This window comes from Variovorax sp. TBS-050B (assembly GCF_029893635.1).
GTDB lineage: Bacteria > Pseudomonadota > Gammaproteobacteria > Burkholderiales > Burkholderiaceae_C > Variovorax.
The window spans coordinates 1,721,071-1,740,933 of the sequence record NZ_JARXYR010000002.1; the positions used below are offsets into that span (position 1 = coordinate 1,721,071).

Here is a 19,863-nt window from a genome sequence, read left to right on the forward strand (position 1 = left end):
TCAGGCCTTCCTTGCGAGCGCGCGATCGTGGGCGGCGCGCAGCTGCGCGGCCGACGGGGCGCGCCAGCGGGCGCACACATGCTGGTCGGGGCGCAGCAGGTAGACGGTGCCGGCGCGCGCGCCGTAGCGCGCGGTGGCGAGCGCATCGCCCGGCAGTATGCGCACGATGGCGAGCGGCAGCCCCGAGGCGTCAATGGCGCGCAGGCTCTGCGCGACCGCGGCATCGCCCGCGGCGCCGAACACCAGCGCGGTGAAGCCGCGCCGCGCGCAGAGCTCGCGCAGGAGCCAGCCGGTGCTGCCGTCGGCGCGTGTCACGGGTGCATCGGCCGCGGCGGCGCCGGGCACCATCTGCCCCGTGAAATCGCCGTCGGCATCGGGCGTGTTCAGGGTAGAGCCGTGCAGCACCGCGGGCACCGAGAGCCGGCCGCTGTTGACCAGCGTGCGCGCGAAGGCATGGCGCTTGGTCAGTTCGAGCACCGCATCGCGGAACAGGCGGCTGACCTCGCTCTTGGGCGTGATGAAGTCGGTGGCGCGCGTCGAGTGGCGGATGTTCTCGTCGGCCGCGTACTCGCGTTCGCGCGCATAGCTGTCGAGCAGCGCATCGGGCGCCTCGCCGTTCAGCACGGCCGCGAGCTTCCAGGCCAGGTTGTCGGCATCCTGTACGCCCGAGTTCGCGCCGCGCGCGCCGAAGGGCGACACGCCGTGCGCCGAATCGCCCGCGAACAGCACGCGGCCGTGGCGGAAGCTCTGCATGCGCTGGCAGGCGAAGGTGTAGACGCTGGCCCAGCCGATCTCGAACTGCACGCCCGCATGGCCGATGCTGTCGAGCAGCGCGCGCACGCGCGGCACGATGCGCTCGGGCTTGCGCTCCTCCACCGGATCGGCCTCCCAGCCGAGCTGGAAGTCCACGCGCCACATGCCGTCGGCCTGCTTGTGCAGCAGCACGCTTTGGCCGGGGTGGAAGGGCGGGCTGAACCAGAAGCGCCGCTCGCTGGGCAGGTGCGCGTCCATCACCACGTCGGCGATCAGGAAGCGGTCCCTGAACACGCGGCCCTTGGCCTCCTGCCCGAGCAGCTGCCGCAGGTTCGAGCGCGAGCCGTCGCAGGCGCACACGTAGTCGGCCGCGAGGCGGTAGTCGCCCTCGGGCGTCTCGATGGTGAGCACGGCGCCGTCGGCCTGCTGTTCGATGCCCGTGACCTTGTTGTTCCAGCGCAGGTCGATCAGCGGCAGCTCGGCGGCGCGTTCGGCGAGGTAGCCCTCGACGTAGTACTGCTGCAGGTTGATGAAGGCTGGCCGCTCGTGCGCGGGCTCGGGCAGCAGGTCGAAGCGGTAGACCTGCTCGTCGCGGAAGTACACCTTGCCGATGTTCCACGACACGCCCTTGGCCACCATGCGGTCGCCGCAGCCCAGGCGGTCGAACACTTCGAGCGTGCGCTTGGCGAAGCAGATCGCGCGCGAGCCGGTCGAAAGCGTGTTGTCGTTGTCGAGCAGCACCACCGGCACCGCGCGCAGCGCGAGGTCGATCGCGAGCGTGAGGCCGACGGGGCCGGCGCCGACGATCACCACCGGGTGGCGCGCGGGCGTGGCGGCGTCCTGGTCGGCGTGGCGCTTGTAGTCGAAGCGCAGGCTTTGATAGTCGATCACGTCTGTCTCCGTGTCTTTTTTTCTTGCGCCTTCCCCCGCAAGACCGATCAGCCTTCCAGCGCCTTCCACATCTCGACGTCGCGCTCGGCCGTCCACACGCGCGGATCGGCATGGCCCGAGGCTTCGTCGTAGGCCCGGCTCACGTCGAAGGGCATGCAGTGGTCGAAGATCACCCACTGGCTGTACTTGGGCTTGAGCTTCGCGTAGGTCTCCTTGTAGACCGCGTTCAGGTCGCGCCCGGCCTTCACGCCCGCCTGCACGCTCGCGTACACGTCGGCGATGAACTCGCGCGTGCCGCGCAGCCCCTCGGCCACCTGCTCGGGCGTGGTCAGCGCCGCGCCGCGGCCCGGCACCAGCGCCTTGGGTTTCAGCGCCGCGACCTTGTCCAGCGTCTGCGGCCAGTCCTGGAAGTAGGCATCGCCCGCATACGGCGTGGCGCCGAACTCCACCAGGTCGCCCGAGAGCAGCGCGCGCTCCTGGGGCAGCCACACGACCGTGTCGCCCTTGGTGTGGCCGCGGCCCAGCTGCAGCAGCTGCACCTCGAGCTTGCCGAGCCACAGCGTCATCTTGCCGGTGAAGGTCATCGTCGGCCAGGTCAGGCCCGGCGGCACCGTCTCCACGTTCTGGAACAGGCGCGGGAAGCGGCCGATCTCGCTGGCCTTGTCGGCCTCGCCGCGCTCGACGATCAGGTCGCGCGTGTCCTCGCTCGCGAGGATGTGCTCGGCGCCGTAGCCGGCCGCGCCCAGCACGCGCACCGCGTGGTAGTGGGTCAGCACCACGTACTTGATGGGCTTGTCGGTCACCTCGCGGATGCGGCGCACCACGTCGGCGGCCATCGCGGGCGTGGCCTGGGTGTCGGCCACCAGCACGCAGTCGTCGCCGATCACGATGCCGGTGTTGGGGTCGCCCTCGGCGGTGTAGGCCCAGGCGTGTTCGGAGATCTGGCTGAAGGTGACCTTCTTCTCTTCCATGTCGGCCTGGCTGGCGAACTTCTTGGCTTGGCTCATCGCGTTGTCTCCATCGGGGGTGATAATCTGATTCGTCTAAAGCAAACGAGTTTGTGTTTGACGAATTCGCGCAGTGTAGACCTTGAATCAGTTCATGTCTAATCCCTTCTCCATGAACGAAGCATCCGACGCCCGACCGCGCCATGGCCGCCAATGACACCGACCGCGCGGCGCAGCGCGGCATCCAGAGCATCGAAGTGGGCGGCCAGCTGCTGCGCGCGCTGGTGCACCGCGGCCGGCCGATGGCGCTCAAGGACCTGGCCCGCGAGGCCGACATGACGCCCGCCAAGGCCCATCCGTACATGGTGAGCTTCGGGCGCCTCGGCCTGATCGAGCAGGACCGCGCCAGCGGCCACTATCTGCTCGGGCCGCTGGCCTTGCAACTGGGGCTCATCAGCCTGCAGCAGGCCGACCCGGTGCACATCGCGACGCCGCTGATCGCCGAGGTGGCGCGCGCCATCGGCCACACAGTGGCGCTGGCGGTCTGGGGCGCGCGCGGCGCGACCATCGTGCGCACGGCCGAGTCGCCCTCACCGGTGCACGTCAACATGCGCCACGGCACGGTGTTCTCGCTCACCAACACGGCCTCGGGCCGCGTGTTCGCCGCCTACCTCGACGCCGCCACCGTGCGGCAGCTGCTCGAGGCCGAGCGCGGGCGCCAGCGGCAGCGCGGCGCGGCGCCGGGCGAGGCCGGCATGCCGCCGCAGCCGCCGCTGCCCTCGTGGACGGCCTTCGAGCGCCAGCTCGAGGAGGTGCGGGCCCACGGCCTCAGCCGTTCCGAAGGCGAGGTGATCGAGGGCGTCAGCGCCATGGCGGCGCCGGTGTTCGACCACACGGGCGCGATCGTGCTCTCGGTCACCGCGATCGGCCCCGCCGCCATCTTCGACACGGCCTGGGACGGCGAAATCGCACGCGCCCTCAAGGCCTGCGCGGGCACGGTGTCGGCCCGGCTCGGCGCAGGCTCGGGTGCTGCCAAGACCGCCGACCGGCCCACCGACCCATGATTCCGGGAAACGCGCCTTCTTCTCCCTCGTCTCCTTCTTCCGGTCCCGCTTCCGCCATCGATGCCGCCGTCGACCTGCTGCGCGCGGCCCGGCGCATCGTGGTGTTCTCGGGCGCGGGCCTGTCGCGCGCCTCGGGCATTCCGACCTACCGTGACGCCGACGGCCTCTGGATGAACCGCGATGCCCTGCAGTTCTCGCATGCCGAGGACCTGCAGCGCGACCCCCGGGGCTTCAGCCGCTTCTGGGCCCAGCGGCTCGCGGTGGTCGAGGCCGCCATGCCCAACCCGGGCCACACGGCGCTCGCGCAGCTGCAGCGGCTGCGGCCCGCCACGCGCCTGGTCACGCAGAACGTCGACGGCCTGCTGACGCTGGCGGGCGGGCTGGAGGTGCTCGAACTCCACGGGTCGCTGCGCCGCTGGCGCTGCGACCACTGCGGCAACCGGCAGGGCCCCTGGCCCTTCCAGCGCTGCATGCGCTGCGCCTCGCGCGCCCGGCCCGACGTGGTGATGTTCGGCGAGGCGCTCAACCCCGGCGTGCTGCTCGACGCGCAGACGGCCGCGCAGGAGTCGGACGTGTTCATGGTGGTCGGCAGCACGGCCGTGGTCTATCCGGCCGCCGAACTGCCGCAGCTGGCCGTGGCCCACGGCAGCCGTCTCATCACGCTCAACATGGAGCCGCTGCCGCAGCTCGACGATGCGGCGGCGGTGGTGCTGCGCGGCCCGTCGGAGGAACTGCTGCCGAGGCTGCTCGCGGGGCTCGACGGCGCCGCGGCGGCGGCGCGTTAGGCCGTCGTCAGCCCTTCCTGCCGCCGAGCAGCACCAGCGCGCCGCCCACCACGATCGCGGCCACGCTGGCCCAGGCGGGGAAGTTGACCTGCTGCTTCTCCTTGACCGAGAGCTCCAGCGGCCCGAGCTTGGCCTGGTGCGTCTCGCGCGTGAAGCTGAAGCCGCCGAGCCCGAGGCCCGCGATGCCCGCGACGATGAGCACGATGCCGGCGATGCGTGTGGGATTCATGCTGTGGTCTCCTCGGTGATGAATGGTCGGTCCGGGCCGAGCTTACTGCCGCGGCAATTGGTCCACCCACTGCACGACCTCGGCGACGGCCGCGTCGGTGGCGGTGGCCAGCGCCTTCACGCCGCCGGGCGCGTTGGCGCTGGGCGCGGGCCGGCGCACGGTGAAGCTGCGCTGGCCCAGCACGCGGTCGCCGCCCGGCGTGCCGCGAATCAGCGTCGCGCGCAGCCGCACCAGCCCGACGCTGCTGCTCGCCGATTCGAAGTAGTGGCTGAACTCGTCGAGCGAGATGCGCAGCGTGTCGGGCACGCGGCCTTCGGCGCGCGCGATGGTCGCGGCCTCTTCCGGTCCGAGCACGGTGCGGCGCTCGGCGAGCGCATCGCGCAGCCGCTGGCGCAGCAACTGCGCGGGCGGCAGGCTCCAGCGCGACTGGCCGTAGGGCCGCAGCTCGTTGGCATCGGCATAGCCGAGGCGGTAGAGGATCTGCGTGCCGTCGAGCCGCGTGTTGCTCTCGATCTCCGCCAGCGCGAGCATCGGCAGTGCGGCCGCCGGGGGCTGCGCCGCCGCGGCGCCGACCGGACCGGGGCCGAAGTCGTACAGCGTGGCGCGCGCGGGCTTGTCGGGCAGGGCGCCGCAACCGGCGGCGAGCAGCGCGAGCGCGAGGCCGGCGGCCCGCAGCGGCGCACCGGCATGTCGAAGGGCATGGGGGGTCATGATCGTCGTCCTCACGTTCAGGGGCGGTCCGCGGTGGCGGCCGGCGGCGTGAAGCCCGGCTCGCCGGGCCCCGCGGCCGTGCCGCCGTTGCCGAACAGCAGCGATTGCGGGTTGTCGTTGATGCCGTCGGCCGCGCGGCCGAGCCGGCGCACCGCGCGCGAGGTGTCGTCGGCCACCCGGTTCACGCGCGGCAGGGTGGCGGCGTTGAACGAATCGACCGCCTGCGCGAGCGACTTGGTGCCGTCGCTCAGGCGCTGGATCGGGCCGTCCTCGGCGTTGAGGCGGTTGACCGTGGTGTTGAAGTTGTTGGCCACGCGCGAGACGTCGCCGGCCGCCTTCTTCACCGAGCCCACCGCCTCGGGCAGTGCCGCGAGCGTGGGGTTGAGGCCGGTCTTCACCGTGTTGTCGAGCTGCTTGAGCAGCGTGTTGGCGCTCGCCGAGGCGGCCGCGATGTTCTCGAGCGCATCGGCCACGCGCTTCTGGTTGTCGTCGCCGAGCAGGGTGTTGGCGCGCTTCGTGGCCTCCTCGACCTGGTTGATGATGGCCTCGCCGCGGTCCTGCAGCTGCGCGAGCATCGACGGCCTGAGCGGGATGCGCGGCGGGTCGTCGTTGTTGGGCACCAGCGCGACCTGCGATTCGCCCTTGTCGTCGAGCGCGATGAAGGCCAGGCCGGTCACGCCCTGGTAGCTCAGCGTGGCAAAGCTGGAGGTGGTGAGCGGCACGCGCTGGTCGACCGTGATGCGCACGCGCACGTTGCCCTTGGTCTTGGGGTCGAAGTCGATCGAGGTCACCTTGCCGACCGCGATGCCGCGGTAGCGCACCGTCGCCTGCGGCTGCAGCCCGCTGACGGGGTCGCGCGTGGAGAGTTCGTAGATGTTGCGCACCGTGTTGTCGCGCGTCAGCCAGACCACCAGCCCCACGAGCACGGCCAGGAGGCCGAGCACGAAGGCGCCGGCGGCGAGGGCATGGGCTTTGTTTTCCATGATGTGGCTACCTTTCAGTGGCCCGCGCCGGCGTCGGCGGGTTTCTTGTCGTGCAGGGCCTCGAGGGCGCGCTGGCCGCGCCCGCCCAGGAAGTATTCGTGGATGAAGGGATGCGGATAGGCGATCACCTCGCGCGCCGAGCCGCTGACGATCACCTTCTGGTCGGCCAGCACCGCGATGCGCGTGCTCAGGTCGAACAGCGTGTCGAGGTCGTGCGTGACCATCACCACCGTGAGCCCGAGCTCGCGGTGCAGCCCGCGCAGCAGGTCGCAGAAGCTGTCGGAGGCCTCGGGGTCGAGGCCGGCCGTGGGCTCGTCGAGCAGCAGCAGCGGCGGGTCCATGATCAGCGCGCGCGCCAGCGCCACGCGCTTGATCATGCCGCCCGAGAGATCGGCCGGACTCATGTTGGCGTGCCGGGGCTCGAGGCCCACCATCTGCAGCTTCACGAGTGCGGCGTTGCGGATCAGTTCGTCGGGCAGCAGCTTCAGCTCGCGCAGCGGAAAGGCGATGTTCTCGAGCACGCTGAAGGCCGAGAACAGCGCCCCGTGCTGGAACAGCATGCCCACGTTGGCCGCGCCCTTGGCGCTGAGCTCGCCCGGCGCCCGGCCCAGCACCTCGACCGTGCCCTTGGAGGGCTTTTCGAGCCCGAGGATCTGCCGCAGCAGCACCGTCTTGCCGGTGCCCGAGCCGCCGACCAGCGACAGCACCTCGCCGCGCGCGATGCGCAGGTCCAGGTCGCGGTGCACCACGACCTCGCCGTCGGCGCCCTTGAACACCGTCCAGAGCTTGCGGATGTCGACCACCGCGGTGTCGCTGTCGGACGCCATGTTCATGCCCTGAACCCCACGCCCTTGAACAGCACCGCGAACAGCGCATCGACCAGGATCACCGCGGTGATCGAGGTCACGACCGACGAGGTGGTGCCGCGCCCCAGGCTTTCGGTGTTGGGCTTGACCTTCATGCCGAAGTAGCAGCCGATCAGCGCGATCAGGATGCCGAACACCGCCGACTTCGCGAGCGCGAGCCACAGGTTGGCGATCGGCACCGCGCGCGGCAGCGCCGAGAGGAAGTACGCCGGCGAGATGTCGAGCGCCGCATCGGCCGCGAGCATGCCGCCCAGCAGCGCGGCCATCGAGGTCCAGAGGCTGATCAGCGGCATCGCGATGGCGAGCGCCATCACGCGCGGCATGACGAGCCGGAAGCCGTGCGGGATGCCCATCACGCGCATCGCGTCGAGCTCCTCAGTCACGCGCATCACGCCGATCTGCGCCGTGATCGCCGAGCCCGAGCGCCCCGCGATCAGCACCGCCGCCAGCACCGGCCCGAGCTCGCGGATCAGCGACAGCCCGAGGATGTTGACGACGAAGGATTCGGCGCCGTACTGCCGCAGCTGCTGCGAGATCAGGTAGGCCAGCACCACGCCGATCAGCAGGCCCACGAGCGCGGTGATGTGCAGCGCCGTGGCGCCGAACTGGTAGAGGTGGCCCGAGAAGTCGCGCCAGGGCGCCCGGTGCGGCGCGCGCAGGAGCGTCGCCACGTCGAGCGCGAGCTGGCCGATCAAGCCGACGTAGTCGCGCATCGTCTGCAGCGCGCGGGCGCCGGTGTGCGAGAAATGCCGCAGCCGCTCGGCCAGCGTGGGCGAGGGCTCGTCGGGCGTGCCCACGGTGTACTGCGCCACCTGGTCGAGCACCGCCTTGTGCTGCGGCGACATCTCGAGCGTGGCCGGCCAGTCGTGGCGCCAGTGCTCCCAGAGCAGTTGCGCGCCGATGTGGTCGAGCTGCTCGATCGGCCGCAGGTCCCAGGCGCGGTCGTCGGCGGGCGGCGCCTTCGCGAGGTCGCGCGCGAGCGCCTGCCACGCGTTGCGCGACGACATCGCGAGCGTCGTCCAACGGCCGCTCGCCACGGTCCAGCGGCGGCCGTCCTGCTCGTGCTCTTCGATGCGCGGCAACACGCTGTCGGCGGCGGTCGCGTCGGCAGGCGAGGTTGCGGTGGACATGGGCGGGCTGTGCAGGGCGAAGAAGAAAGACTCAGGTCGGAGCGCGCATCGTAACCGGGTGAATCGGCGTTCCGGTGACGCCGCGGCGGCGCTTCGCGTAGGGCGTCATGCCGTTTCGGCGACCACTTGCGGCGCTTTCCGGCTCAGTTCCAGGCGCGCGAGAGCGCGTTCCAGGCGCTCGCGATCACGGGTTCGTTGCGCCGGGCCGCGAGCGAGACGAAGCGCAGCGCACAGTCGAGCTGCACGCGGTCGGCCATCACGAGGCCGTGCGACTGGCTCTCGCGGATCGCGATGGAGTCGCGCAGCAGGCTCAGGCCCACGCCCGATTTCAGCAGGTCGAGCATGGAGGCCTCCTGGTCCACCAGCGCCACGCGGCGCGGCGACAGCCCGAGCGGGCCGAACACCCGCTCCAGCAGCCGGTGGTGCGCCGACTCGGGCGGCGTGGCCAGCCAGGGCAGGGCGGCCAGCGCCTTCCAGTCGCGGCCCAGCACCTGCGGCCCCCAGCCCGCGGGCGCGACCACGCGGTAGGTGAAGCGCGTGAGCGTGCGCGCGGCCAGCGGCGCGGGGGGGCTGGCGGCGGCGGCTTCGCCCCCGTCGGCGTCGAGGTGGAAGCCCACGTCGAGCTCGCCGCGCAGCACCTGCGCCAGCACCGTGCCGCTCATGCCGTGGCGCAGCTCGGTTTCGATCTGCGGCGCCGATTCCACCAGTTCGCGCAGGAACACGCCGAGCCGCGTGAACTCGGGGTCGAGGATGGTGCCGATGCGCAGCGACCCGCGCACCGTGCCCTGCAGGTTGCGCGCGGCCTGCTGCAGGTCGCCCACGGCGGCCAGCACGCGCTCGGCCTGCGGCAGCAGCGCGGCGCCGTCGGCCGTGAGCGCCAGGCCGTGCGGCGTGCGCGTGAAGAGCTGGAGCCCGGTCTCCTCGGCCAAGCGCTTCAGCTGCAGGCTCACCGCGGGCTGCGTGAGGTGCAGCCGCTCGGCCGCGCGCGACACGTTGCCCTCGCGCGCCGCGAGCACGAAGGCGCGCAGCAGCTGGAGGTCCATCGGGGCGGCGGCAGTCATATAAGTTCGCTTTATAAGCGAGCCGCGCCGAAATCATTGGCTTTCTTCGCCTGCCTTGAGTGAAACTGCGGTCGGCGGGCGCCGGAACGGCCCATGAGCACCCAAAATATCGACAGAGACAAAAGGCAGCGCATGAGCGACGACAACACCTTCGACTACATCGTCATCGGCGGCGGCACGGCCGGCGCGCTGATGTGCAACCGGCTCACGCGCAAGTCGCAGCGGCGCACGCTGCTGATCGAGGCCGGCCGCAAGGACGACTACCACTGGATCCACATCCCGGTCGGCTACCTCTACTGCATCGGCAACCCGCGCACCGACTGGCTCTACAACACCGAGCCCGACGCCGGCCTCAACGGCCGCACGCTGCGCTATCCGCGCGGCAAGACGCTGGGCGGCTGCTCGAGCATCAACGGCATGATCTACATGCGCGGCCAGTCGCGCGACTACGACCAGTGGGCGAAGCTCACGGGCGAGGAGGCCTGGCGCTGGGACAACGTGCTGCCCGACTTCAAGAAGCACGAGGACTATTACCTCGGCGCCGACGAACTGCACGGCGCGGGCGGCGAATGGCGGGTCGAGAAGCAGCGGCTGCGCTGGGACATCCTCGACGCCTTCGCCGAGGCCGCGGTGCAGGCCGGCATTCCGCACAGCACCGACTTCAACCGCGGCAGCAACGAGGGCGTGGGCTACTTCCAGGTCAACCAGAAGAACGGCTGGCGCTGGAACACGGCCAAGGCCTTCCTGAGGCCGGTGTGCTACGGGCGCCCCAACTTCGAGATGTGGGTCAATGCGCACGCCGCGAAGCTGATCGTCGAGACGCAGGCCGACGGCAGCCGCCGCTGCACCGGCGTGCAGGTGTGGGACGGGCACGAGATGGTGACGGCGCGCGCCACGCGCGAGGTGATCCTGTGCGGCGGCGCGATCGGCTCGCCGCAGCTGCTGCAGCTCTCGGGCATCGGTCCGGCCGAGCTGCTGCGCCGGCACGGGATCGAGGTGCAGGTGGATGCGCCCGGCGTGGGCGCGAACCTGCAGGACCACCTGCAGATCCGCGCGGTCTACAAGATCGACGGCGCGCCGACGCTCAACGTGCTGACCTCGTCGATGTACGGCAAGGCGAAGATCGGCCTCGAATACCTGATGAAGCGCAGCGGGCCGATGAGCATGGCGCCTTCGCAGCTCGGCGCCTTCACGCGCAGTTCGCCGGAGCACGCGTGGCCGAACCTCGAATACCACGTGCAGCCGCTGTCGCTCGACGCCTTCGGCGAGCCGCTGCACAGCTTCCCGGCCTTCACCGCGAGCGTGTGCAACCTGAATCCGACGAGCCGCGGCACGGTGCGCATCAAGAGCCCGCGCTTCGAGGACGCGCCGGCGATCGCGCCCAACTACCTGAGCACCGACGCCGACCGCAAGGTGGCGGCCGATTCGCTGCGGGTGACGCGCCGCATCGCGGCGCAGCCGGCGCTCGCGAAGTTCAGGCCGGAGGAATGGAAGCCGGGCGTGCAGTACCAGAGCGACGAGGACCTGGCGCGCCTGGCGGGCGACATCGCGACGACGATCTTCCATCCGGTGGGCACGACGAAGATGGGTGCGGACGACGATCCGATGGCGGTGCTCGACGCGCGCCTGCGGGTGCGGGGGGTGCAGGGGCTGCGCGTGGTGGACGCGGGCGCGATGCCGACGATCACGAGCGGCAACACCAACAGCCCGACCTTGATGATGGCCGAGAAGGCTGCGGGGTGGGTGCTGGAGGCTGAGGGCTGAGGCGGCGGTACGACCGCGCTGTCGTTTGTTCGGGGCGCGTGCACAGGGCACCGGGTACTCCCCTCCGCGAATGTCCCCCGGGGCTGCGCCCCTCCTCCTTTATTTCGCTGCGGGGAGCACCCGGTGCCCTGTGCACGAGGCACGCTGCTGGTGCATCGCTGATCAACCGGTGCTCTGAACACGCTCACGCCGATGGGGTGCCTTGCGCAGCGAAATAAAGGAGGAGGCCGCAGGCCGGGGGACATTCGCGGAGCAAGGCACCCCGTCGGCGTGAGCGCACCCCGGACAACAACCAACGCGAATCACTTCTCGATCGTCTTGTTCCAGCGCGCATTCCATGCAGGCCGGTTCGCATTGATGCTCTCCCAGTCGATGGTGACCGCGGTCTTCATCCACTGGGTGATGTCGGCCACCTGCTTCACGCCGTCGCCCACGGCGGGCGCCTTGGGGTTGGTGGGGATCTGCGCGCCGTACTGCAGCACGTTGGCCTGGGCGAGCGGGCTCAGCAGGAACTCGGCGAGCTTCTGGGACAGTTCGGGCTCGCTGTTGTTCGCGATCACGCACTGGCCCACCATCAGCACCACCGCGCCTTCCTTCGGCGGCGCGTACTCCACCGGAATGCCCTTGGTCTTGAGCGCGGCCACGGCCGTGGGGGTGAGCGGGAAGATCGCGGCCTCGCCGGTCTGCACCATCTCCGAGAGCTTGGCCGAGCTCGGGATGTACTCGAGCACGTTCGGGCCGATGGTGGTCGGCCAGGCCTTGAAGCCGGGCTCGACGTTCTTGTCGTTGCCGCCCTGGATGCGGTTGAACATCAGGAAGCCGTGCAGCCCGAAGGACGAGGACGACATCGACTGGAACACCACCTTGCCCTTGAACTTCGGATCGGCCAGGTCCAGCCACGAGGTGGGCGGTGCCCAGCCCTTCTCCTTGAACATCTTCGCGTTGTAGGCCAGCCCGGTCATGCCCAGGCTCACGCCGCTCGCCATGTCGTCCTTGAAGCGCGCGGCCGGGTAGATCTCGGCCAGCGACGGATTGGGCTTCTGCTTCTCGCACAGGCCCATGCCGATGGCGCGCACCATCACGCCGTCGTCGAGGAACATCACGTGCATCTGCGGCTTGTCCTTGTTGGCCTGCGCCTTCGCGAGGATGTCGGACGAGGTGCCGGGCACCACCACCACCTTGGCGCCGTGGAGCTTCTCGAAGGCGGGGAACACGTACTGCGTGTACGCCTTCTCCATGGTGCCGCCGTTCATGCCGATGTAGAGCGTCTTGGTCTGCGCGTGGGCGCCGCCGGCGGCGAGGGCGAGCACGAGCGGGGCGAGGAAGGCGAGGGGCTTGGCGGTGCGTGGCATGGGAGCGCTCCAGTCAGGTGGGGGTTGAAACGGTGGCGGGGGAAGAGGAAGAAGGCGAAGGCGGCGCCGCGTCGCCGAAGCGGTCGATCGCGAAGGCCTCGATCGGCGTGTCGCTGCGGCCGTCGCGCGCGAGCTCGGCCAGCACCTCGCCGGCGGCCGGGCCGATCTGGAAGCCCGCGCCCGCGAAGCCGAAGCCGTGGAACAGGCCGCGCGTGGTGCGGCTCGGGCCGAGCACCGGTTCGCGGTCGGGCAGGTAGCCCTCGGTGCCGCCCCAGGTACGGATGATGTGCGCGTGCGCCAGCCCGGGCAGCAGCTCGACGGCCTGCTGCGCCAGCGTGGCGATGGCTTCGCGTTCGGCGCGCGCGCGGTCGGCATCGAGCGTGAGGCCGGTGCCGCCGCCGAGCACGAGGTTGCCGCGCGCGACCTGCCGGCAGTAGATGCCGCCGCCTTCGACGCCGAGGCTCCAGCCGAGGAAGTTCGGCAGCGGCTCGGTCACGGCCATCAGCGGGCTGCGCGAGAACATCGGCGGCGCCTCGCCGAACTGCGCCGCGATCGCGCCGGCCCAGGCGCCCGCGCAGTTGAGCAGCACCGGCGACTGCACCTCGAGCGCATTGCCCGAGCGCACCATGAAGTGCGCGCCGTCGTGCGCCACCTCGTCGACGCGGTGGCGCTCGAAGACCTGCGCGCCCGCGCGCTCCGCGGCCCGCGCGAAGGCCGGCGACACGAGCCGCGGATTGGCCTGGCCGTCCTCCACGCACAGCGAGCCGCCCACCGCGCGCGCGCCGAGCCAGGGGCACTGCGCGCGCAGCCGTGCGCCGGAGATCAGTTCGAGCCCGAGGTCGAAGTCGCTGCAGAGCGCGCGGTAGCGCTCGAGCGAGGCCATGTCCCGATTCGCTGCGCGCGATCTTGAAATGCCCCGAGCGCACGTATTCGCCGTCGGTGCCGAGCAGTTCGGGCAGCCGGCCCCAGAGGCGGTGCGCGCGCTGCGCCAGCGGCAGCTGCGCGAGCGGCCGCCCCTGGCGCCGCACGCCGCCGAAGTTCACGCCGCTGGAGCGCGAACCGCAGAGGTCGCGTTCGAGCAGCACCACGCCCAGGCCCATGCGGCGCAGTGCGAGCGCGGCCGAGGCGCCGACGATGCCGCCGCCGACGATCGTCACGTCGGTGCGCAGCTTCTTCTTCGGGCCGCCGCTCATGCGCCGCCTCCCTCGCCGGCCTGCGCCAGCCGGATCGGGATCGGCTTGATCGGCGCCTGCCCGCGCAGGCGGCCGACCTGCGCCAGCGGCTGCGCGGTCGCATGCGCGAGGATCTCGGCCGCCGCGGCGCCGCACATCCGGCCCTGGCAGCGGCCCATGCCCACGCGCGACAGCGCCTTGAGCCGGTTCAGCTCGTCCGCGCCGCAGCCGGCCACGGCCTCGCGCAGGTCGCCGGCGGTCACGTTCTCGCAGCGGCAGATCACGAGCGCGTCGTCGGCCTGCGCCGCCCAGTCCGGCGGCAGCGGAAAGGCGCGCTCCAGGCCCTTTCGGAAAACCGCGAGCCGCGCCAGCCGGCGTTCAAGCGCGGCGGCGCGTGCGCCGTCGACCGCGATGCCGCTGTCGGCCAGGAGCGCCAGCGCCGCGCGCTCGCCGGCCCATTCGGCCGCATCGGCGCCCATGATGCCGGCGCCGTCGCCCGCGAGGTACACCCCCTCGACGCTGGCGCGGCCCGCCGCATCGCGCACCGGCAGGTGCGCGCGCTGCAGCGGCGCGAAGGCGAAGCGGCAGCCGAGCAGGTCGGCCAGCTGGGTCTCGGAACGCAGCGCATGGCCCAGGCCCACCGCGTCGCACTCGATCGAACGTTCGGCATGCCCGTCGTGCCAGGCCACGCCCGCCACGCGGGATTCGCCTTCGTCGCCGGTCACGCGCAGCGGTCGCACGCCGCGGTGCACCGGAACGCCGTGCGCGCGCAGCCAGGCCACGTAGTACAGGCCCTTCGCGAACACGGCCGGCTGCGAGAGCAGCGCGGGCACGGCGGCGGCCTGGTCGGCCAGGCGCGCGGTGTCGAGCACCGCGGCCACGTCCACCCCCGCCTTCGCATACTGGCAGGCCACCAGGTACAGCAGCGGACCGGTGCCCATGAACACCACGCGCCGGCCGATCGCGCAGCCCTGGAACTTGAGCGCCACCTGCGCGCCGCCGAGCGTGTAGACGCCCGGCAGCGTCCAGCCCGGCAGCGGCAGCACGCGGTCGGTCGCGCCCGTCGCCACGAGCAGGTGCGTGTAGGGCACGCGCCGGTTGCTCTGCGTCGGGTTGTGCATCACGTCGAGGCAGCGGTCCTGCGCGTTCCACACCAGGCTGTCGGGCCGGTGGTCGATGCGGCCGGCGAGGCCGTCGAAGGCGGCGTGCAGCGCCTCGGCGCGCTGCGACTCGAAGCCGTACAGCGTGCGCGCGCTGCGCGCTGCGAGCCGCTCGGGCGGGCGGCGGTAGATCTGGCCGCCGGCGCGCGGCGCCTCGTCGACCACCACCGGCCGCAGGCCGTGCGCCACCAGCGTCTGGGCCGCGCGCACCCCGGCCGGGCCGGCGCCGACGATCACGGGACGAAGCGTCATGCGCCGCGCCCCCCGGTGACCAGCGCCATGCCCGGCGCGATGAAGGTCGAGCAGGCGCGCAGCCGCTCGCCCGCCTCGGTGGCGATCCAGCAGTCCTGGCAGGCGCCCATCATGCAGAAGCCCGCCCGCGGCAGGCCGCTGAACTCGTTGCGCCGCAGCCGGGTGCCGTGCGTGAGCACCGCGGTCAGCACGGTGTCGCCCGCGAGCGCACGCGCGGGTGCGCCGTCGAGCGTGAAGTGCACGGCCTCGCGGCCGGTCTGCTCGGCCACGCGGTGCAGCAGGGGCAGGGCGTTCGCGGCCATCTAGCGGCGCCCCACCAGCACGCGGTCGAGGCCGTAGACGCGGTCGAGCACCACCATCGCCACGGCGGTGAGCGCCACCATCAGCGCCGACACCGCGGCCATCAGCGGATCGATGGACTCGGTGGCGTACATGTACATGCGCACCGGCAGCGTGACCGTGCTCGGCGAGGTCACGAAGATCGACATCGTCACCTCGTCGAAGCTGTTGATGAAGGCCAGCAGCCAGCCGCCGGTGACGCCCGGCAGGATCATCGGCAGCGTGATGCGGCGGAACACCGTCGCCTGGCTCGCGCCGAGCGAGAGCGCGGCCTGCTCGGCGCTGCGGTCGAAGCCCACCAGCGCGGCCACCACCAGCCGCAGCGTGTAGGGCGTAACGATCAGCGCATGCGCCAGCACCAGCCAGCCGAAGCTGCCGGTGCCGCCCACCAGCGCGAACAGGCGCAGCAGCGCCACGCCGAGCACCAGGTGCGGAATGATCAGCGGCGAGAGGAAGAGGCCGTTGAGGAAGTCGCGGCCGCGGAAGTCGTGCCGCGTGATCGCCATGCCGGCCGGCACCGCGAGCAGCGTGGCGATGGTGGCCGAGGCCAGCGCGAGCCAGAGGCTGTTGCGGAACGACTGCATGAAGTCGGGGTGCGCGAACACCGCCTCGAACCAGCGCAGCGAGAAGCGCGTGGTCGGGATGGTGAGCGTGTTCTCGGGCGTGAACGCCACGATGCACACCACCGCGAGCGGCGCCAGCATGAAGGCGATGACGAGCGCGTTGAACGCGAGGGCGAGGGGACCGTTCTGGCGCATCGTTCAGCCCAGCGCTTTCTTGTAGCGGCCTTCGACCAGGCGGTTGTAGCTGAGCATCACCACCAGGTTGGCGGCGAGCAGCGTGAGCGCCACGGCCGCGCCGAGCGGCCAGTTGAGCTCGTGCAGGTATTCGTCGTAGACCACCGTCGCGACCATCTTGAGCCGCCGCCCGCCGAGCAGGCCCGGGATCGCGAACGAGCTCGCCGCCAGGCCGAACACGATCAGGCTGCCCGAGAGGATGCCCGGCATCACCTGCGGCAGCACGATGCGCCGCAGCGTGGTGAAGGGCGTGGCGTTGAGCGACAGCGCCGCGTTCTCCACGCCGGGGTCGAGCTTCTGCAGCGAGGTCCACACCGGGATCACCATGAACGGCAGCATCACGTGCACCAGCGCGATCACCACCGCGGCGCTGGTGTAGAGGATCTTCACCGGGCCGATGCCCACGAGCTGCAGCAGTGCGTTCACCGCGCCCTCGGGCCCGAGCAGCATGCTCCAGCCGAAGGCCCGCACCACCACCGACACCAAGAGCGGCGCCAGCACCACCAGCAGCAGCATCGAGCGCCACGGGTTGCGCATGCGGCTCAGCACGTAGGCCTCGGGCGCGCCGACCAGCACGCAGATCAGCGTGACCAGCGCCGAGATCCAGAAGGTGCGCCAGAAGATGCCGTGGTAGTAGGAATCGGTGAACACCTGCGCGTAGTGCGCGAGCGTGAACTCGCCCGCCTTCGGGCCGGTCGCCGGGTCGTAGACGTTGAACGACAGCACCGCGGTGAGCGCGAGCGGCACCACCAGCAGCGCGGTGAACAGCAGCAGCGCGGGCCCGGAGAGCCACCACGGCGCGGTCTTGGCCGTCGTGCTCATGCCGCCACCGCCTCCTCGGCCGGCAGCAGCCGCGTGCAGTGCGCGGGCCAGTCGATGCCCGCGGCGTCGCCTTCGGCGAGCGGTTCGCGGCCGTCGTTGGGGCAGAGCACCATCAGCGCGCCTGCGGGCGTGGCCAGGCGGTAGAGCCACTGGCTGCCGAGGAAGAAGCTCTCGCGCACCGTGCCGTCGATGCGGCCGCGGCCGGGCGCCACGAGCTGCAGCTTCTCGGGCCGCACGCTCACGAGCACCGGCGAACCCGGGCGGAAGGCGGTGCCTTCGGCCTCGAGCGCGAGCGGGCCCACCTCGACGCGGCAGCTGCGTCCGCCGCAGGCCGTGACGCGGCCGTCGAGCAGGTTGGCCTTGCCCACGAAGGTGGAGATGAAGCGCGTGCGCGGATGTTCGTACACGCGGTGCGGATGGTCGATCTGCGTGGCGCAGCCGCCTTCCATCACCACCACGCGGTCGCTGATCGACATTGCCTCGCTCTGGTCGTGCGTGACCATCACCGTGGTGGTGCCGACCTTGCGCTGGATCTGGCGCAGCTCGAACTGCATTTCCTCGCGCAGCTTGGCGTCGAGGTTCGACAGCGGCTCGTCGAGCAGCAGCACCGGCGGCTCGATCACCAGTGCGCGCGCCAGCGCCACGCGCTGCCGCTGGCCGCCCGAGAGCTCGCGCGGGTAGCGCGCGGCATGCGCCTCCAGGTGCACCAGCGCCAGCGCCTGCTTCACGCGCTCGCTGCGCTCGGCCTTCGGCATGCGGCGCATCTCCAGCCCGAAGCTCACGTTGTCGGCCACGGTCATGTGCGGGAACAGCGCATAGCTCTGGAACACGATGCCCAGCCCGCGCGTGTTGGCCTTGGCATGGGTGATGTCCCGGCCCGCGAGCTCGATGCGCCCGCTGCTCACCGCCTCGAAGCCCGCGATCATCTGCAGCGTGGTGGTCTTGCCGCAGCCCGAGGGGCCGAGCAGCGAGACGAATTCGCCTTTTTCCACCGCGAGGTTCATGGCCGAGACCGCACGGGTCGCGCCGTAGAACTTGCTCACGTCGGTGAGCCGTAGAAATGACATGGAACAACAGCCTTTCTGCCGTGGCGACGGGTCGCGCCGCCACGTGGTACGGGCGCTGAATCGCCGGGTAAGTTCGATTCACTCTATTGCAACGATCGCGCCAGGCCGCCTCGGGTATTCCATTAATCAGAATCTTTTTCCGATTTATTCCGATCAATGGAATATGAATCGTAAAATCGGCCGGACGAATTCCACAGGAGCAGGGCATGGAGACTTCCCAGGCGGCCAGCGGCGGCGTGCCGCGCGTCTTCGCAGTGATCCGCGCGCTCGCCGCGGTGCAGGCCGAGGGCGGGCGGGTGACGCAGATCGCACGTTCGGTGGGCCTCACGCAGGCGACCACGCACCGTTTGCTGCAGTCGCTGATCGCCGAGGGCGTGGTCGAGCAGGACGAGCGCACCAAGCTCTACCGGCTCGGCATCGATTTCTTCGCACTCGCGGCCAGTGCGGGCAATCCCGGCGACCTGCGCTCGATCTGCCGGCCGGTGCTGCTGCGCCTCTGCGCGAGCCTCGGCGACAGCATCTTCCTGCTGGCGCGCAGCGGCTTCGATGCGGTCTGCCTCGACCGCAGCGAGGGGCCGTTCCCGATCCGCTCGTTCACGGGCGACGTCGGCGGGCGCATCGCGCTCGGCGTGGGGCAGGGCGCGCTCGCGATCCTGGCCTTCCTGCCCGAGGCGGAGCGCGAGGAGGTGATCCGCTTCAACCTCTCGCGGGTGCGCGAGTACGGCGTCTACGACGAGGTCTACCTGCGCACCGAGATCGAGCGCGTGCGCCAGTCGGGCTACGCGGGCCGCAACACCGGGCTGCTCGAAGGCATGGCCGGCGTGGCGGTGCCGATCCTCGACCGCGAGGGCCGCGCGGTGGCCGCGCTGAGCGTGGGCACCATCGCCGACCGCCTGAACGCCGACCGCATGCCCACCGTGGTCGAGCTGCTCAAGCGCGAGGCCGCGGCCATCGGCCCGAAGATCAACCCCTTCGACGCCACGCTGCGGCGCCCGGCGCAGAGCCTCGCGGGCTCGCCCGCGGGGCAGAAGATTCCGCTGCCCGAGGCGCCCGGGCCCGCCTGAACGCGGCGCCTCACTTCAGCTTGCTGTCCTCGCGCTTCGCTTCCTCCATGGCCTCGGGCTCGAGTTCCTCGGCATAGCGGTTGAGGCGGATGAAGAGGCCCCAGCCCGCCATCAGCAGCCCCACGGCGCCGAGCAGCATGGCCGCATGCAGCATCAGCGCGGGCGACTCGCGCGCCTTGATGATCGCGACCAGCGCCTCGACCGCGACGGCGACCACGATCACCACCATGAAGCGCGAAAGAAAGCGGCGCACCCGGGTCGGCGCGCTGATGTGGGCGTCTCGCACCACCTCTTCCTCGAGCACCGTCTGCGAGATCTGCAGCGCCACCACCCCCGCCGCGAGCAGGCCCACCGCCTCGATGATCGCCTCGGCCGCCCGCAGGTCGAGGCCGTGCATGACCGCGCCCCAGCCGGCGCGCGCCGCGATCGCCACAAGCACCAGCGAGGCCAGGGCGAAAGCCAGCGCCATCAGCGCGTGGATCGCGGCGTAGAGGGAGTGGATCAGCTTCATGATGCGGCGGAATCTTCGTGGCGCGGCGCCGGACGCCGCGTAGGCGCGCAGCCCGTCGTGCCGGGAGCCGGTGCCGAGTTCCTTCCGCAAACGCACCAGGTTCTTCCTTTTTTTCACTAGGCAAGCGCGCCCGATTGGCTGAT

19 protein-coding genes and 1 pseudogene are annotated in these 19,863 nt (G+C 71.2%); 4 read left to right on the plus strand and 16 right to left on the minus strand.

All coding sequences use genetic code 11. The annotated features are described in order from the left end of the window. Positions 1 to 1,644, minus strand: coding sequence for an FAD-dependent oxidoreductase (locus M2165_RS11215; protein WP_280814712.1), 1,644 nt, complete (start codon positions 1,642 to 1,644; stop codon positions 1 to 3). A gap of 47 nt (positions 1,645 to 1,691) precedes the next feature. Continuing rightward, positions 1,692 to 2,651 (minus strand): MBL fold metallo-hydrolase, encoded by a 960-nt coding sequence (locus M2165_RS11220; RefSeq protein ID WP_280814713.1) that lies wholly within the window; start codon positions 2,649 to 2,651, stop codon positions 1,692 to 1,694. A gap of 143 nt (positions 2,652 to 2,794) precedes the next feature. Between M2165_RS11220 and M2165_RS11225 the strand changes: the two genes are divergently transcribed. Together M2165_RS11225 and M2165_RS11230 are read left to right on the plus strand one after the other, a co-directional pair. Further along, positions 2,795 to 3,655 carry an IclR family transcriptional regulator gene (locus M2165_RS11225; protein WP_280814714.1) on the plus strand — a complete coding sequence of 287 codons (861 nt, stop codon included), beginning with the start codon at positions 2,795 to 2,797 and terminating at the stop codon, positions 3,653 to 3,655. Next, positions 3,652 to 4,440 (plus strand): Sir2 family NAD-dependent protein deacetylase, encoded by a 789-nt coding sequence (locus M2165_RS11230; RefSeq protein ID WP_280814715.1) that lies wholly within the window; start codon positions 3,652 to 3,654, stop codon positions 4,438 to 4,440. The genes M2165_RS11225 and M2165_RS11230 overlap by 4 nt, the downstream gene beginning before the upstream one ends. 7 nt (positions 4,441 to 4,447) lie before the next feature. Here the strand turns inward: M2165_RS11230 and M2165_RS11235 are convergent, their stop codons facing one another. The 6 genes from M2165_RS11235 to M2165_RS11260 all read right to left on the minus strand — a co-directional run bounded on the left by M2165_RS11235 (position 4,448) and on the right by M2165_RS11260 (position 9,420). Further along, entirely contained in the window at positions 4,448 to 4,669 is a 222-nt protein-coding gene (locus tag M2165_RS11235; protein WP_280814716.1) for a hypothetical protein, read from the minus strand. A 42-nt stretch (positions 4,670 to 4,711) separates the two neighbouring features. Then, entirely contained in the window at positions 4,712 to 5,380 is a 669-nt protein-coding gene (locus tag M2165_RS11240; protein ID WP_280814717.1) for an ABC-type transport auxiliary lipoprotein family protein, read from the minus strand. A gap of 17 nt (positions 5,381 to 5,397) precedes the next feature. Then, the gene (locus tag M2165_RS11245) at positions 5,398 to 6,363 is read right to left on the minus strand and encodes an MlaD family protein (protein WP_280814718.1); all 966 of its coding nucleotides are present in this window, start codon (positions 6,361 to 6,363) and stop codon (positions 5,398 to 5,400) included. 14 nt (positions 6,364 to 6,377) lie between these two features. Further along, positions 6,378 to 7,190, minus strand: a complete 813-nt coding sequence (locus M2165_RS11250) for an ATP-binding cassette domain-containing protein (protein ID WP_280817515.1) — start codon at positions 7,188 to 7,190, stop codon at positions 6,378 to 6,380. A gap of 2 nt (positions 7,191 to 7,192) precedes the next feature. Then, positions 7,193 to 8,359, minus strand: coding sequence for an ABC transporter permease (locus tag M2165_RS11255; protein WP_280814719.1), 1,167 nt, complete (start codon positions 8,357 to 8,359; stop codon positions 7,193 to 7,195). A gap of 143 nt (positions 8,360 to 8,502) precedes the next feature. Next, entirely contained in the window at positions 8,503 to 9,420 is a 918-nt protein-coding gene (locus M2165_RS11260; RefSeq protein WP_280814720.1) for a LysR family transcriptional regulator, read from the minus strand. A gap of 132 nt (positions 9,421 to 9,552) precedes the next feature. On the opposite strand from M2165_RS11260, the gene M2165_RS11265 reads away from it, so the two are divergent. Further along, positions 9,553 to 11,184 carry a GMC family oxidoreductase N-terminal domain-containing protein gene (locus M2165_RS11265; protein WP_280814721.1) on the plus strand — a complete coding sequence of 544 codons (1,632 nt, stop codon included), beginning with the start codon at positions 9,553 to 9,555 and terminating at the stop codon, positions 11,182 to 11,184. A 302-nt stretch (positions 11,185 to 11,486) separates the two neighbouring features. Here the strand turns inward: M2165_RS11265 and M2165_RS11270 are convergent, their stop codons facing one another. The 7 genes and pseudogenes from M2165_RS11270 to M2165_RS11300 all read right to left on the minus strand — a co-directional run bounded on the left by M2165_RS11270 (position 11,487) and on the right by M2165_RS11300 (position 18,145). Then, a complete protein-coding gene (locus tag M2165_RS11270; RefSeq protein ID WP_280814722.1) occupies positions 11,487 to 12,536 on the minus strand; it encodes an ABC transporter substrate-binding protein in 1,050 nt (349 codons plus the stop codon). A gap of 13 nt (positions 12,537 to 12,549) precedes the next feature. Then, positions 12,550 to 13,729, minus strand: a pseudogene (locus M2165_RS11275) (FAD-dependent oxidoreductase). Then, the gene (locus M2165_RS11280) at positions 13,726 to 15,120 is read right to left on the minus strand and encodes an FAD/NAD(P)-binding oxidoreductase (protein ID WP_280814723.1); all 1,395 of its coding nucleotides are present in this window, start codon (positions 15,118 to 15,120) and stop codon (positions 13,726 to 13,728) included. Before M2165_RS11280 ends, M2165_RS11275 begins: the two are co-directional and overlap by 4 nt. After that, positions 15,117 to 15,422 carry a (2Fe-2S)-binding protein gene (locus tag M2165_RS11285; RefSeq protein ID WP_280814724.1) on the minus strand — a complete coding sequence of 102 codons (306 nt, stop codon included), beginning with the start codon at positions 15,420 to 15,422 and terminating at the stop codon, positions 15,117 to 15,119. The genes M2165_RS11280 and M2165_RS11285 overlap by 4 nt, the downstream gene beginning before the upstream one ends. Beyond that, positions 15,423 to 16,217, minus strand: a complete 795-nt coding sequence (locus M2165_RS11290) for an ABC transporter permease (RefSeq protein ID WP_280814725.1) — start codon at positions 16,215 to 16,217, stop codon at positions 15,423 to 15,425. A 3-nt stretch (positions 16,218 to 16,220) separates the two neighbouring features. After that, positions 16,221 to 17,078, minus strand: coding sequence for an ABC transporter permease (locus M2165_RS11295; RefSeq protein ID WP_280814726.1), 858 nt, complete (start codon positions 17,076 to 17,078; stop codon positions 16,221 to 16,223). Then, positions 17,075 to 18,145 (minus strand): ABC transporter ATP-binding protein, encoded by a 1,071-nt coding sequence (locus M2165_RS11300; RefSeq protein WP_280814727.1) that lies wholly within the window; start codon positions 18,143 to 18,145, stop codon positions 17,075 to 17,077. Before M2165_RS11300 ends, M2165_RS11295 begins: the two co-directional genes overlap by 4 nt. Before the next feature lie 206 nt (positions 18,146 to 18,351). Here M2165_RS11300 and M2165_RS11305 point away from each other — a divergent pair, with 206 nt between their 5' ends. Beyond that, positions 18,352 to 19,209, plus strand: coding sequence for an IclR family transcriptional regulator (locus M2165_RS11305; RefSeq protein WP_280814728.1), 858 nt, complete (start codon positions 18,352 to 18,354; stop codon positions 19,207 to 19,209). Positions 19,210 to 19,219: 10 nt separating this feature from the next. Here M2165_RS11305 and M2165_RS11310 read toward each other — a convergent pair whose 3' ends face one another. Beyond that, complete coding sequence (locus M2165_RS11310) at positions 19,220 to 19,720, minus strand: hypothetical protein (protein WP_280817516.1); 501 nt, start codon at positions 19,718 to 19,720, stop codon at positions 19,220 to 19,222. Between the last annotated feature and the right edge of the window lie 143 nt (positions 19,721 to 19,863).